Consider the following 14,324-nt stretch of genomic DNA (forward strand, 5'->3'; position numbering starts at 1 on the left):
CAGATTAGGGACGGGCGCCCGTTTTGGGGAGGTTCGGTGGCTTCCGTGCAGGTCAGAGGTGCGTTCCGGGCGGTCTCCGGGGGTGGTCGGCCCGCCCGGTCGCGGCCGGGGCGCCGGAGGGGGTCCCGGTGCCGTTCCTGATCGCCACCGCGCCCGGCCGGGCCGACCGCCCCAACGAGGACTTCGCCGCGGTGTCCGCACACTGCGCGGTGCTGCTGGACGGGGTGACGGGACCGCCCGACGGGGGCGGCGGCTGCTCCCACGGGGTCGCCCGGCACGTCCGGTGGCTGGGCGGCCTGCTGCTGGCGGGCCTGGACGCGGGGCGGCCCCCGCGCGCGGCGCTGGCCGAGGCGATCGCGGGGGCCGCGGCCCTGCACGCGGACACCTGCGACCTCGCCGACCGGCGCACCCCGTCCGCCACGGTCGTCGCGGTCCGCGCGACCCCCGGCCCGGGACGGGGAGCGCCCTCCGGCGCGGACGGCGGGGCCGGGCGGCTGGAGTACCTGGTGCTGTCGGACTCGGTGCTGCTGGTCGCCGACCCCGGACCCCTGCCGGACGCGGCGGACCCGCGGGGCTGTGCCCTGCGGGCCGCGGACGGCGTCGGCGTGGTGGCCGACACCCGGCTGGACGCCCTGCGGGCCGACCTGCTCCGCCGCGGTGCGCCGGCGGGGGCTCTGGAAGCGCTGCGCGGTGTTCCGGGCGGCTTCTGGACGGCGGGCTCCGACCCGCGGGCCGCCGAGGAGGCGCTCACCGGGACGGTCCGCCTCGACCGGTTCGCGCTCATGACCGACGGCGCGACCCGCGCGGTGGAGGTCTTCGGCGACCTGAATTGGGGACAGGCCCTCTCCCTGGTTTCGGACAAAGGGCCGGGGGCACTGATCGACCGGGTGCGCGCCCTGGAGGACGCCGACCCCCGGGGGAGCGGGTACCCCCGCGGCAAGGTCCGCGACGACGCGACGGTCGTGTCCTGGGCGCCGGAGAACCTTGTGCACTAGGAGATCGTGCGCCAGGCGGAGTCGGGGTCGGGCCGCCGCCCGGGTGCCGTGCGGCCTCTCCGGTGCCCCATTTTCGGACTGTCCTAATTTGGGTATTGGGATATCTTCCCGTGGGGCCCCGGGGGGTGGAGAGCGGTGCCACCAGGTGAGAAGTGCGTCATGTTCATTGGTCGCCGGTGACGTTTTCTCTGTGCAATCAGATGACATTCGACTGATTTGTCGAGGAAAATTCTCGGAACCCCGGGGCGGCTCCCGCGCGTCACACCACCGTGTGGCGCAGGACGCCGGGATGCCCGCGCCACAGGCGCTTTCGCCTGTCGTGTTCATCCGGTAGATTTCCTGGTAACCGAACAGTCGGGGTTACTCCACAACGTCCTCACGCGGCTTCGGTGTTCTCTCCGTACCCCCTGTTCACTTGTGCACCTTCACATGCCCAGTGCCTGGAAGAAGCGATTGACGATCCCCCTCGCAACGAGAAAAGGAGACGGTGTGACCCCCACGGGCGTCCTTGAACCGACCGGCCCGAACCGCGCTCTGGACGGCACCGTGTGGCTGGACCGCCTCCTCTCCACCCCGGTCGCCGCCCCCGTCGAGCGGTCCCGCCCCGTGCGGGACATCGACGGCTACGAGCACCGTCCCAACCCGGTGCACGCCCGCACCGCGGCCGAGTTCCTGCTGACCATGCGCCGCTACCTGGTGTGGGCGGGCGACTGGTCCTACCGGGAGCTGGAGTACCTGTGCGGCGGCGCCGTCAAGCACACCACCTTCCGCCAGGTCCTCGAAGGGGACCGGCTGCCCGGGTACGTGTTCCTGATGGCCTTCGTCACCGCGTGCGCGGGTGAGGACGCGGCCGAGCGCAGCCGCTGGTTCACCGCCTGGCACCGCATCCGGCGCTCCGCCGGGCGCTGACCCGCGCGCTGACCCGCGCCCCACCGCCGCGCCGACCCCGGGACGGGTCCCCGCTTCTGCTGCGCGGCGCCGCGCGTGCCGAGCCCCGTCCGGCCCCTGCCTTTCGCCCCACCGCCGTGCCGTCCCCGGGACGGGCCCCGCTTTCGCGGCGCGGTGCCGCGCACGGGCCCGAGGGGCGTGTGACCGGCCGCCTCCCCCGTGCCGGGCTTCCCCATCCGCGCCCCGGCGGGCGCCCTCCCCGCCCCACCGCCGTTCCGGCCCCTCCCGCTACCGTGGGCGTGTGCCCACCGCCGCGGATCCGCCCACCCTCCGTCCCTACCAGCGCGAGGCGCTGGAGGAGGTCGCCGCACGCTGGGACGCCGGGCACCGGCGCACCTGGATCGTCCTGCCGCCCGGCGCGGGCAAGACCCTCGTCGGCCTGGAGGCCGCCCGCCGGCTCGGCCGCCGCACCGTCGTCCTCGTGCCCAACACCGCCATCCAGGGCCAGTGGATCCGCGCCTGGGACTCCCTGCGCCCGGAGGGCGACGACCGCACCGCCGGGACCGACCGCGACCTCTCCCACCACACGACCGTCCTCACGTACCAGACCCTGGCGGTGTTCGACCCCGACGCCGAGACCGACGAGGAGGGCGGCGGCCGCGGCCCGGTCCGCGACCGGCTGCACCCCAACGGCCGCGCCCTCGTCGGGGCCCTGCACGACGCCGGCCCCCTCACCGTCCTGCTCGACGAGTGCCACCACCTGCTCCAGGTATGGGGGCGCCTGCTCGCCGAGGTCCTCGACGACCTCCCCGACGCCCGCGTCGTCGGGCTGACCGGAACCCCGGCCACCGACCTCACCGCCGCCGAGCGCGCCCTGGTGGACCGCCTCTTCGGCGCACCCGTCACCGGGGCCTCCATCCCCGCCCTGGTCCGCGACGGGTACCTCGCCCCGTTCGCCGAGCTGGCCTACCTCACCGAGCCCACGCCCACCGAACTCGCCTACCTCAAGGACCAGGGCGAGCGCTTCTCCCGGATGTGCGGCGAACTCCTCACCCCGGGCTTCGCCACCACCGACCTGCTGCCCTGGATCGACGCCCGGTTCGTCCACCGGGACACCGCCGAGGGCGGCCGCCTGCCCTGGTCGCGGGTCGCCGCGGCCGAGCCCGCCCTCTCCGACGCCGTGCTGCGCCTGCACCACGCCGGCCTGTGCGCCCTCCCCGAGGGGGCCCGCCCCTCCGAGGAGCACCGCCGCCCGCCCACCGCGGCCGACTGGATCGCCCTCGTCGACGACTACGCCAAGCGCTGCCTGCCCCCGGACACCGGCTCCGAGCGCGACCGCGAGGCCCGCGAGCGCCTGCGCGCCGCCCTGCCCGCCATCGGGCACCACCTCACCCGCAACGGCGTCCGGCGCGGCGTCTCCCCGGTCGACCGGGTGCTGGCCCGCAGCGACTCCAAGGCACACGCCACCGCGGAGATCCTCGCCGCCGAGCACACGGCCCTGGGGGAGCGGCTGCGCGCCCTCGTCCTGTGCGACCACGAGCGCGCCTCCTCCCGGCCGCCCGCCGCCCTGCGCGGCATCCTCGACGCCGACGCCGGGTCGGCCCGCCTCCAGCTCGCCACCCTGGCCGGGGACCCCCGCACCGGCCCCCTCGACCCGGTGCTGCTCACCGGCCGCACCGTGGCCATGGCGCCGGGCACCGCCGTGCTCTTCCTGGAGCACGTCCGCGCCGAGCTCCCCGGGACCGACCTCGCCGCCGTCGACCGCCCGGACGGGCTGTGCGACATCGAGGGCCCGTGGTCGCCGCGCGTCCGGGTGGCCGCGGTCACCCGGTTCTTCGAGGCCGGCGGATCGCGCGCGCTGGTCGGCACCCGCGCCCTGCTGGGCGAGGGCTGGGACGCGCGCGGCGTGAACACCGTCGTCGACCTCACCACCGCCACCACCCCCACCGCCGTCGTGCAGAGCCGCGGCCGGGCGCTGCGCCTGGACCCGGCCTGGCCGGACAAGACCGCGCATACCTGGACGGTCGTGTGCGTCTCCGGGGACCACCCGCGCGGGGACGCCGACTGGGACCGGTTCGTCCGCAAGCACCAGGGCTACCTGGGGGCGGACGCCGACGGCGAGGTGATGAGCGGCGTCGCCCACATCGACCCCTCCCTCTCCCCGTACGCGCCGCCCGACGACCCCGACGGCCTCAACCGGCGCATGCTCGCCCGCGTCGGGCGCCGCGACCTCACCCGCGGGCGCTGGCGCGTCGGCGAACCCTACGAGGACTCCCTGCTGCCCACCCTGCGGGTCCGCCGCCCGCACACCGCCGGGCCCCGGGGAGAGGACCTCGCCCTGCCCCACCCGCCCCGGCTGCTGCCCGCCCCGCGGGGCGTGTCCGGCCACGGGCCGCCGCCGCGCCGGATCCCGGCCGCCGCCGTCGTCGCGGCGGTCCTCGCCGTCCTCCTCGCCGCCGCGGCGCTCCTGTCCCCGTGGACCCTGCCCGCCGCCGTGGCCGCCGCGGCCCTGGTGCCGGTCGCGGTCCGCGTCCGCGGCGCCGCCCGCCTGCGCCACGCCCGGTCCGTCCTCGCCGGGGCGGACGCGCCGGACGACGTCCTGCGCCACGCCTGCGCGGTCGCCGACGCCCTGCGCGGGATCGGGCGCTCCGAGACCGGGGCCCGCGGGGTGCGGGTCCACGTCGACACCGACGGCGTCTACCGGTTCACGCTCCCCGACGCCGCCGACGACTTCGCCGCCGCCCTGGAGGAACTGGTCGGCCCCGTCGTCGGCGAGCCCTCCCACCTCGTGCCCCGGCCGCTGCCGCCCGCGGTCACGGACGAGAACGCCTGCGCACTCCTCGCCGGGGCGCCCCCCGAGAACCCCGTCGTGTACCACGTGGTCCCGTCCCTGTTCGGCCGCGGCCGGGCCCGCCTCAGGGCGTTCACCCGGGCCTGGGGCCGCTGGATCGCCCCGACCGAACCGGTCCCCACCGCCACCGGCACCGGTCCCGCCCTGCTGGCCGCCCACTACGGGGCCCACCCCCTGGAGGACACCTCCACCGCGCGCCGTCTCACCTGGTCCTGACCCCGGTGCTTCACCCGGGCGACACCGGCGGTTCGGGCGCGCCTGGTTGGCTTCCGCGGGGCGCGTCCGCGCCCGTCCCCCGGAAGGAACCACCATGCGCAAGACCACGGCGGTGGCGGCGGCCCTGGCCGTCGCCCTCACCGGTGCGGCGGCCCACGCCGACGAACGCGCCGACGGCCCCGCCCTCGCCCCGCTCGGCACCTACTCCACCGGCGCCTTCGACCAGGCGGCGGCCGAGATCGTCGCCCACGACCCGCGCCACCAGCGCCTGTTCGTGGTCAACGCCCAGGCCGCCGCCGTCGAGGTCCTCGACGTCTCCGACCCCGCCGCCCCGGCCAAGCTCTTCGACCTGGTCGTCCCCGGCACCCCGGCGGCCGACGGGTCGGTCGTCGAGGCGGGCGCGGTCGCCAACTCCGTCGCGGTCCACGGCGACACGGTCGCCGTCGCCGTGGAGGCCGCCGACCGCACCGACCCGGGCTGGGTGGTCTTCTTCGACACCCGCGGCAACGCCCTCAACGCGGTGCGCGTGGGCTCCCTGCCCGACATGGCGACCTTCACCCCGGACGGGCGCCTCCTCCTGGTCGCCAACGAGGGCGAGCCCGACGACGACCACACGGTCGACCCCGAGGGCTCCGTCAGCGTCATCAAGGTGAACCGCCGGCCCGCCGCGCTCACCCAGCGGGACGTGCGCACCGCCGACTTCCGCGCCTGGGACGGCGACCGCGAGCTGCCCGGGGGCGTCCGGGTCTTCGGCCCGGACCTGTCCACCGGCGAGCCGGGCACCCCGGGGCGGGTCGCCCGCAACCTGGAGCCCGAGTACATCGTCGCCGACACGGCCCACAGCGCCCACGTGGTCCTCCAGGAGGCCAACGCGTTCGCCGTCCTGGACCTGCGCACCGCCGAGGTCACCGACATCGTCCCGTTCGGGGTCAAGGACCACCTGGAGCCGGGCAACGAGCTGGACCCCTCCGACCGCGACGGGGGCATCGACCTGCGCAACGTCCCGGTGTACGGGATGTACCAGCCCGACGGCTTCGACACCTACCGCCACCGGGGCCGCACCCTGCTGGTCACCGCCAACGAGGGCGACGTCCGGGACTGGGACGGCTACTCGGAGGACGCCCGGGTCAAGGACCTGGAACTCTGCGAGGACTCCCCGCGGCTGCGACCCTACCTGGACACCCACGGCCTCACCGCCGCCGACCTCCAGCGCGACGAGAACCTCGGGCGCCTGACGGTCTCCTCGGCCACCGGCCTCACCGGCGACGGCTGCCACGACGAGCTGTACTCCTTCGGCGGGCGCTCCTTCTCGATCTTCACCGCCGACGGCGACCTGGTCTTCGACTCCGGCTCCGAGTTCGAGCGCGTCATCGCCGAGGAGAACCCGGAGTTCTTCAACTCCAATCACACCGAGAACGGCTTCGAGAACCGCAGCGACGACAAGGGCCCCGAGCCGGAGGGCGTCACCCTGGGCGAGGTCGACGGCCGCGTCTACGCCTTCATCGGCCTGGAGCGGGTCGGCGGGGTCATGGTCTACGACGTCACCGACCCCGAGGACGCCGCGTTCGTCGACTACGTGAACCACCGCGACTTCTCGTCGGAGCCGGGCACCCCCGGGGCCCTCGACCTGGGCCCGGAGGGCCTGACGTTCATCGCGGCCGAGGACTCCCCGGTGCCGGGCACGCCGGTCCTCGTCGTCGCCAACGAGGTCTCCGGCACCACCACCCTGTTCCGCGTCGACCTCTGACCGCGCCGGGTGCGGGCCGACCGGTCCGCACCCGGCGCGGCACCCTGCCGTCCCAGGTCGGCGGGGGTGCGGGGCCGGGCGCGGCCCGGCCCGCGGGACACGCCCCGGACCGGTCGGGAATCGAGAAGCGCGCCGGGCGCCCGCGGCCTATCGTGAACGCCATGGACCTGACGATTCACACCAGCTTCCTCCCGCACGACGACCCCGACGCGTCGCTGGCCTTCTACCGCGACGTGCTCGGCTTCGAGGTCCGCAGCGACGTCGGACAGGGCAGGATGCGCTGGATCACCGTCGGCCCCGCCGGGCAGCCCGACACGTCGATCCTCCTGGCGCCTCCGGCGGCCGACCCGGGGATCGGGGAGGAGGAGCGCCGCACCATCGCCGGGATGATGGCCAAGGGGACCTACGGCTGGATCCTGCTGGCCACCCGGGACCTCGACGGCGTCTTCGACGCGGTGCAGGCCCGGGACGCCGAGGTCGTCCAGGAGCCGACCGAGCAGCCGTACGGCATCCGCGACTGCGCCTTCCGCGACCCCGCGGGCAACCTGGTGCGCGTCCAGGAGATCGCCTGAGCCGGACGGCCGGCGGAGAGGAGACCCCCGTGTGCCGACCCTCCTGGGCGGACGCCCGCGCCGAGGCCCGGCGCTTGGAGGACCTCGCGCTGATGCGCAGGGTCCGCGACCGGATCGACCGGGAGTACGCCCTTCCACTGAACGTCGAGGCGCTCGCCCGCGGCGTGCACATGTCGGCGGGGCACCTCGGCCGCTGCTTCCGGCAGGCCTACGGAGAGTCCCCGTACTCGTACCTGATGACGCGCCGCATCGAGCGGGCCGCGGCGCTGCTGCGCCGCGGCGACCTCAGCGTCACCGAGGTCTGCTTCACCGTCGGCTGTTCTTCCCTGGGCACCTTCAGCACCCGGTTCGCCGAGCTGTTCGGGATGCCTCCCAGCGCCTACCGCGGTGCCGCCGCAGATGACGCGCGGGGCCTGCCGCAGTGCGTGGCCAAGCAGGTCACACGGCCGGTCCGCCGCCGGACGGCGCCCGCCGGTCCGCCGGCCGGCTGAGGCCCGGTGCCCGTCGCCGCCGGGGGAGGGCGCCCCGGCGGGCCGCGGTGCCCACCGCCGCCGGCGGGCGCGGAGACCCGGAACGGCCGCCCGAGCCGCCTCCCGCCCGAGCCGCCGCCGGCGTCCCACCGCGTGGTGTGGCTTCTCCGCCCCTGCCCTGGTGGATACGCGTCGGCGGCGCCCTCCGGGGCGGCGCGCCGCCGCATGCGGCGACCCTTGCGCCCCGGTCGACGGCCCACCGGCGCGCGGCGGCCACCCGGCTCCAGCCGACCACCGCGACGACCCGCACGAACACGGGCGCGGGAAAGTCCCACCGCTCCAGGGGAGGCGACCCCGCCGCACGGCGGGTGCGGCGCCCCGGGCCCGCCCCGGAGCGCCCGCCGCCTCCCGGGGGCCGGCGGGCGCTCGCCGGGCGCGGTCAGTCCCGGGTGAACACCTCGGTCCCGCCCTGCCACACCTGGCGCACCGTCGACGGCAGCGCGGCCAGTCCTGCCGCGTCCGTCAGCTCGCCGTCGAGCACGACCGCGTCGGCGGCGTGGCCCGGTGCGAGCCGGCCGACCCGCACCCCGCGGATCAGCTCGCCGGCCACCGACGTGCTCGCCCGCAGCACGTCTTCCAGGCCCATCCCCAGGTCGGCCAGCAGCGCCAGCTCCGCGAGGTTGGATCCGTGGGGGCCCACTCCCGAGTCGGTGCCCATGGCGACCTTCACCCCGGCGGCGATCGCCTCGGCCACCGACTCCTGGTGCGTGTCCACCACCCGGCGGGCCTTGTCGACCACGGCCGCGGGGAGCCCCGAACCCGGCTCCTGGGCCCGCTCGATGACCGCTCTCGGCGCGGCCAGGGTGGGCACGAGGTAGGCGTCCCGGTCCAGGAACAGCCCGATCGCCTCCTCGTCCAGGTAGATCCCGTGCTCGATCGAGCGCACCCCGGCCCGCAGCGCCCGCTTGATCCCCTCGCCGCCCTGGGCGTGCGCCATGACGTAGGCGCCCTGGGCCTCGGCCTCCTCGACGATCACGCGGATCTCGTCCGCCGTGAACTGGGAGTGCCGCGGGTCGTCGGCGGGGGAGAGCACGCCCCCGGTGGAGCAGATCTTGATCTGGTCGGCGCCCGCGCTCAGGGTCGTGCGCACGGTCTTGCGCACCTCCTCGACGCCGTCGGCGACCCCGGAGGGGCGCCCGGGGTGCGGGGCCAGCATCGGGCTGGTCACCCCGGACGCCAGCCGCATGTCGCCGTGCCCGCCCGTCTGGCTCATGATCGCGACCGCGATCCGCAGCCGCGGCCCCGGGACGACCCCGGTCTCGACGGCCACCTTGGCGCCCAGGTCGGTGCCGCCCGCGTCGCGCACCGTCGTCACCCCCGCTTCGAGGGTGCGCCGCAGGTACGCCGCCGAGTTGTAGAACTGGAGCGAGAACGGCTCGGTGAAGGTGTTGAGCGACCCCGCGTTCTGCATCGTCATGTGCACGTGGAGGTCGATGAAGCCGGGGACGAGGGTCTTCCCGGAGGCGTCGACCGTGCGCGCGCCCGGGTGCCCGGCGGCCAGGTCGTGGCCGACCTCCAGCACGGTGTCCCCGGCGAATGCGACGTCCGCCCGGGGGAGGAAGGCCTCGCCGTCGAAGACGCGGGCTCCGGAGATGATGACGGTGGCTGGTGTGGACATGTCTCTCCCTGCGCTCCCGTCGCGTCCGAGGGGTACGCGCGCCCGCGTGCGACGGGGGTCACACGGGCGGCGGTGTCCCACGTTCTCGCACCGCCCCGTCCGGGCGGCGGGCAGGGGTGCTCCAAGGGGCCGGGGCGCGGCCCGCGGGGGGCGTGAAACGCCGTCCGGTGGCCGCCGGCCGTTCTCGCGCTGCTTCTCCGGTCCGGGTGGGGCCTGTCCGGGGGCCGGGGGTGCCGTCCGGTGGCCGTTTCCGCTCTGCCGGTACGGCTGGCGCGGGGGCCGCCGGCCGTTCTCGCGCCGATCCTCCGCCCGGGGGTACGGCCGCCGGGCGCGGGCCCGGCGGCCGCTCGCGTCAGGGCCGGACCGCGGCCGCGACGATCTCCTCCACCTGGCCGACGATCGCGGCCCGCTCCTCCTCGAACGCCGGGTCCGTGACCTCCCCGTCCTGGCCCAGGGACAGCACCGGCGTGTGGATGTGGCCGGCGGGGACGTCCCGTCCGGTGGCGTCCCGCAGCAGGGTGTTGCGGTAGGCGATCTCGTTGGACAGGTAGTCGCCCCCGCCGCCCGCCCGCGCCTGCGACCCCGGGGTGGGACCGTCGGGCCGCACGACCTCCTCGGTCCCGCCCTCGGGGATCTCCGTGACGGCGGTGTTGTCGAACACCGGGAACGGCGCCCCGTCGGTCTCCCCGACGATCGCGGCATGGTCCATCGAGGAGTCGGACCACTGCGGCTGCGGGGTGACCGTGGGCACGCCCTCGGGAACGGGGACCGTCTCCTCCTCGCCGACCCCCTCGTTGTCCGGAGCGCCGCCGCGCCACGCCCCGTTGTGCGCCTCCAGGTCGAACCGTTCCGGCCTGCCCTGGCTGACGGTGATGACCGCGTCGGCGGGCCGCTCACCCGTGTAGTGCGGCACCAGCGCCTCCTCCACCATCCCGTCGCCGAAGTCGCGCCAGCGCACGGGGAAGAGCATCGCCTCCACCACCGCGACGCCGTCGGCCGTCTCGATCACCGCCCCGTCCAGGGCGAGCGCCGCCGCCCCGGAGGGGTTGGCCTGGCGGATGTCCGCGTCCAGGCCGAACGGGTCGAAACCGGTCACGACGATACGGAGCGCGCCCTCCTCGGCGTCGGAGAAGTCCGCGTCGTGGTGCCCGCGCGAGCGGCGGTCCAGGTCGGCCACGAGCGCGGCGCGCTCCTCCCCGTCCAGCGCGAAGTCCGGCTCCCACCGGTGCAGCGCCGACGCCATGCCGAGCCGCGCCCAGTAGAGCGGCCGGTCGTCCCCGGCGCTCAGGCCGCCCTCCGCCGCACCCTCTCCGCGGACCCGGTCCACCGCCGCCCGCCAGAGCGCGCTCCCGTGGCGCTCGACGACGGCGGCGGCCCGGTCGGCGTCTCCGGCGCCGCACAGGTCGCGGGTGAAGCGGTCCACGGACGCGGCGAACCCGGACCGGTCGAGGATCTCCCGGGGGACCTCCCCGGTGACGCGCGCCTCTTCGACGGTGGCGCCGTCCTGCCCCAGGCAGCCGCCGCCCCCGGCGGGCTCGGCCTGGGCGGGGTTCGCCGGGGCGAGGAGGACGGGCAGCAGCAGGATGGCCGCCGCCGCGGCCCGGGGGGTCTTGCGCGGGGCGTGCGCGCCCGCTCCGGCTCTGGGGGCTGGTCGATTCAAGGAAGTGTTCCTTTCTCCGCACGGAGGAAAACGGGTGAGGCGGCCGGTCGGCCCCGCGGGTGCCCCGCCTCCGGCGGAGCGCCGCGCGCGGGTGGGCGCGGCGGTTCCGGCGATGGGGCGGTGGGCGGGGTCCGGTGACGCCGCGTGGGCCGCCGATGACGGCCACGGTCCGCACTCTTCCCGTGACACACGAGGGCAAACCGGGCTGCCGTCCCCCATGTCCCACCGGTGAAAGCCGGACACACCGTTCACGCGACCCCGCGGCCCTCCCGCGGTGTCGCCGCCGTTGTGCGGCGGATATCGGTAAACGTTGTTTAAATCGGTTGTGGGGGAGCAACACACAGGAAGACCGAAGCCGCCGCGCCGGTGCCCGCGCTCCGCCCGGCGGCCGGGGTCCGACCAAGGAACACGGGATGAGGGGGATACTCGCCATGACGAGTGCATTTCGAGCGGGGACGGTGCGGGTCGCGGCCCTGGGAGCGGTGACGCTTCCCGCGCTGCTGCTCGCGTCCGGACCCGCGGTCGCCGAGGACGCCGGCTCCGGTGCGGGGGCGATGAGCGTCCGCGACTGCACGGCGGTGGACTTCGAGGTGGCCGAGACCGCGCGCGAGGGGGCCGCCGGGACGGTCCACATCGAGTTCGAGCTGGTCAAGCAGCCGCCGCTCGACCCGCAGGACGATGTGGCGTGCACCATGTACCCCTCCCTCGCGAACATGTACTGGGGGGACTCCGAGGGGAACCCCATCGGGGCCGAGGCCGCGATCGAGGGGGAGGGCGGCAGCGTTTTCGCCCTGTACCCGGGCGACGCGGCCACGCTGACGGTGTCCCGCCCCAACCCGGAGGTCTTCGACCCCGAGGAGTGCGAGCCCACCGAGGTCGCCGGGGCCCACCTGTTCTTCCAGAACGACGAGGGCGCCGAGTACGTGCCCACGGACGGCCGGGACCGCGTCTGCGCGAACCCGGACCTGGGCGCGTCCACGGTCTCCGAGATCACCCCCGCCTGACGGCACGGGGCCGCCCGGACCGGGCGGCCCCGCCCGCGTCGGCGCCCTCCCCGTCGTCTTCGGATCGGGCCGAAAGGCCCCCGCCCGCCCGCGTCGGCGTCCGGAGGCCGGGCGGTACGGCTCGGTGCGGCTCCGGCCGGGAACCGCTCATCCGCTTCCCCGGGCCCGCCGCCGAGGGTGCCGACCTCGCGGCTCGCCGGTCGGCGTCCGGCGTCAGGCCAGGTCACGGGCCTACTCTGGCGGGGTGACCGACCTGCCGAAGAGCTGTGACGCCGTCGTGGTGGGAGCGGGGGCGGCCGGCCTGGTCGCCGCCGCCGACCTCGCCGCCGCGGGCCTGGACGTGACCCTGGTGGAGGCGGAGGAGAGCGTGGGAGGGCGCGTCCGCAGCACCGTCCGCGACGGCTACGTGCTCGACCGCGGCTTCCAGGTCCTCAACACCGCCTATCCGGCCGTCCGCCGCCGCCTGGACCTCGACGCCCTGCGGCTGCGGGCCTTCCCCAAGGGCATGGCCGTGCGCACCGACCGCGGCCTGCTCCGGCTCCGGGCGTCGCCGGCCGGGGCGCTCTCGGCCCTCTCCCTGCTCTCCGGGACCCTGGTGCGGCCCTCGGACCTCTTCCGCCTGCTCGGCATCGCGGCCGGGAACGCGCTCGAACCCGCCTCCCGGCTCAAGGCGCGCCCCGAGACGGACACCCTCACCGCGCTGCGCCGGCGCGGCTTGGGCAGAAGGGCGGTGGACACCCTGGTCCGGCCCTTCCTGAGCGGTGTCTTCCTCGACCCCTCCCTGGGGACGTCCAGCCGGGCCGACGACCTCGTCTGGCGCAGCTTCGCGCGGGGGCGGCTGACCGTCCCCGGGGCGGGGATCCAGGCCGTCCCGGACCAGCTGGCCGCACGCGCGGCGGGCGCCCGGATCCTGACCGGCGTCCCCGTGCGGAGCGTGGCCCCCGGGGAGGTGCGCACGGAGGCCGGAACCGTGCGGTGCCGCGCCGTCGTCGTCGCTGTCGGACCGGGCGCCGTCCACCGGCTGCTGCCGGCGCTGCCCGCGCCGGTGCTCAATCCGGCCACCACCTACTACCACTCGCGTCCCGCCGCACCCGGCGACGACGCGCTCCTGCACGTGGACGGGCGCTCCTCGCCGGGCCCGCTCTCCAGCGTCATGGTGCTCACCGCCACCGCGCCGTCCTACGCCCCGCCCGGCCGCGCGCTGATCGCCTCCTCCGCCGTCGGCGACCGGCGGCCCTCCGCGGCCGACGCGGGCGCCGAGGCCGCGCGGATCCTGGGCACCCGCTCCGGGGACTGGGAGCACCTGGAGACGGTCCACATCCCGGACGCCCTGCCCGCGGCCCCGCCGCCGCTGGGCGACCTGCGCAGACCGGTCGCCCTGGGCGACGGCCTCTACGTGGCCGGCGACCACCGGGACACGCCCTCGCTCCAGGGGGCGCTGGTCAGCGGCGAGCGGGCCGCCGCGGCGGTCCTGGCCGACCTGGCCGGGGCCTGAGCGGGGCCCGCGGGGGAAGTGCCACCAGCGCACCCGGAGCGACGGGGCGCGAAACGAAGGGAGCCGACCATGCCGGTGTCCGAACCGGGACGATCCCTGGTCGTGCGCGTGGGCCGGGAGGAGCTGGTCGTCCGGCGCCGCTACGAGGCGCTGAGCATCGCGAACGACACGCTCATCGCGCTGTGGTTCATCGCGGGCAGCATCATGTTCTTCTCGTCGGCCTGGACGACCGCGGGCACGTGGTGCTTCCTGGCCGGCAGCGTCGAACTGCTGGTCCGGCCGCTCATCCGGCTCACGCGGCTGGTCCACGTGCGGCGCATCCGCTCGGCCGGCGGCTCCGCGACGGCCGCGCAGGAGTCCTCCATGGACTTCTGACCCCGGCCGGCCGGGGTCCGCGGCCGGAACGGGACACCGCCGGGGCGTCCCGGCCCGGCCGCCGACCGCGAGCCCTCGCGCCCGCGCCGGACCCCTACCGAAGAGTGCCCGGCGGCGGGGCGCCGTCCGTCGGCGCCCCGCCCCTTCCACACCTGCGCGCCGACGAGGGCGGCGCGGGCGGCCGGGAGCCCCTCCGGGGCCCGCGTCCGCCGGGTGACCCCCTTCGCCCCCTCCTCCGCCACCCCCTCCGGGACGGCGGGGGAGCGCGGCCGGACACCGCCCCCGGGGGCGGCGGTACCCGCGTGGCCCGTCGATACCGGCTCCGCGCGGGGTGAGAACGAGGACGACGCGAATCTCCCGCGCCGGTTCGCAG

Annotated in this window: 11 protein-coding genes; 9 read left to right on the forward strand and 2 right to left on the reverse strand. The window is 76.3% G+C overall.

Features of this window, described 5'->3' with window-relative positions; genetic code table 11:
* Positions 1 to 128: 128 nt before the first annotated feature.
* From BUE45_RS15815 to BUE45_RS15840, 6 genes are all read left to right on the forward strand, one after another.
* On the forward strand, positions 129 to 995 hold the full coding sequence (locus tag BUE45_RS15815; RefSeq protein WP_073380104.1) for a hypothetical protein: 867 nt from the start codon (positions 129 to 131) through the stop codon (positions 993 to 995).
* 489 nt (positions 996 to 1,484) lie between these two features.
* The gene (locus tag BUE45_RS15820) at positions 1,485 to 1,904 is read left to right on the forward strand and encodes a hypothetical protein (RefSeq protein WP_073380105.1); all 420 of its coding nucleotides are present in this window, start codon (positions 1,485 to 1,487) and stop codon (positions 1,902 to 1,904) included.
* A gap of 280 nt (positions 1,905 to 2,184) precedes the next feature.
* Positions 2,185 to 4,950, forward strand: a complete 2,766-nt coding sequence (locus BUE45_RS15825) for a DEAD/DEAH box helicase family protein (protein WP_073380106.1) — start codon at positions 2,185 to 2,187, stop codon at positions 4,948 to 4,950.
* Between the two features lie 94 nt (positions 4,951 to 5,044).
* The gene (locus BUE45_RS15830) at positions 5,045 to 6,697 is read left to right on the forward strand and encodes a choice-of-anchor I family protein (protein ID WP_073380107.1); all 1,653 of its coding nucleotides are present in this window, start codon (positions 5,045 to 5,047) and stop codon (positions 6,695 to 6,697) included.
* 161 nt (positions 6,698 to 6,858) lie between these two features.
* Positions 6,859 to 7,269, forward strand: coding sequence for a VOC family protein (locus tag BUE45_RS15835; RefSeq protein WP_073380108.1), 411 nt, complete (start codon positions 6,859 to 6,861; stop codon positions 7,267 to 7,269).
* Between the two features lie 92 nt (positions 7,270 to 7,361).
* Complete coding sequence (locus tag BUE45_RS15840; RefSeq protein WP_084737393.1) at positions 7,362 to 7,760, forward strand: helix-turn-helix transcriptional regulator; 399 nt, start codon at positions 7,362 to 7,364, stop codon at positions 7,758 to 7,760.
* Between the two features lie 418 nt (positions 7,761 to 8,178).
* Here the strand turns inward: BUE45_RS15840 and BUE45_RS15845 are convergent, their stop codons facing one another.
* The gene (locus BUE45_RS15845; protein ID WP_073380110.1) at positions 8,179 to 9,417 is read right to left on the reverse strand and encodes a metal-dependent hydrolase family protein; all 1,239 of its coding nucleotides are present in this window, start codon (positions 9,415 to 9,417) and stop codon (positions 8,179 to 8,181) included.
* Between the two features lie 352 nt (positions 9,418 to 9,769).
* Positions 9,770 to 11,077 (reverse strand): pyroglutamyl peptidase, encoded by a 1,308-nt coding sequence (locus tag BUE45_RS15850; RefSeq protein WP_073380111.1) that lies wholly within the window; start codon positions 11,075 to 11,077, stop codon positions 9,770 to 9,772.
* Positions 11,078 to 11,508: 431 nt separating this feature from the next.
* Here BUE45_RS15850 and BUE45_RS15855 point away from each other — a divergent pair, with 431 nt between their 5' ends.
* From BUE45_RS15855 to BUE45_RS15865, 3 genes are all read left to right on the forward strand, one after another.
* Positions 11,509 to 12,081, forward strand: a complete 573-nt coding sequence (locus tag BUE45_RS15855; RefSeq protein WP_073380112.1) for a hypothetical protein — start codon at positions 11,509 to 11,511, stop codon at positions 12,079 to 12,081.
* A gap of 244 nt (positions 12,082 to 12,325) precedes the next feature.
* Positions 12,326 to 13,576 (forward strand): FAD-dependent oxidoreductase, encoded by a 1,251-nt coding sequence (locus BUE45_RS15860; protein WP_084737371.1) that lies wholly within the window; start codon positions 12,326 to 12,328, stop codon positions 13,574 to 13,576.
* A 69-nt stretch (positions 13,577 to 13,645) separates the two neighbouring features.
* Positions 13,646 to 13,951: a YrhK family protein gene (locus BUE45_RS15865; RefSeq protein ID WP_178378552.1), complete on the forward strand. Its 306-nt coding sequence runs from the start codon at positions 13,646 to 13,648 to the stop codon at positions 13,949 to 13,951.
* The last annotated feature ends 373 nt before the right edge of the window (positions 13,952 to 14,324 follow it).

This window comes from Nocardiopsis flavescens, assembly GCF_900141985.1.
Taxonomy (GTDB): Bacteria; Actinomycetota; Actinomycetes; order Streptosporangiales; family Streptosporangiaceae; genus Nocardiopsis; species Nocardiopsis flavescens.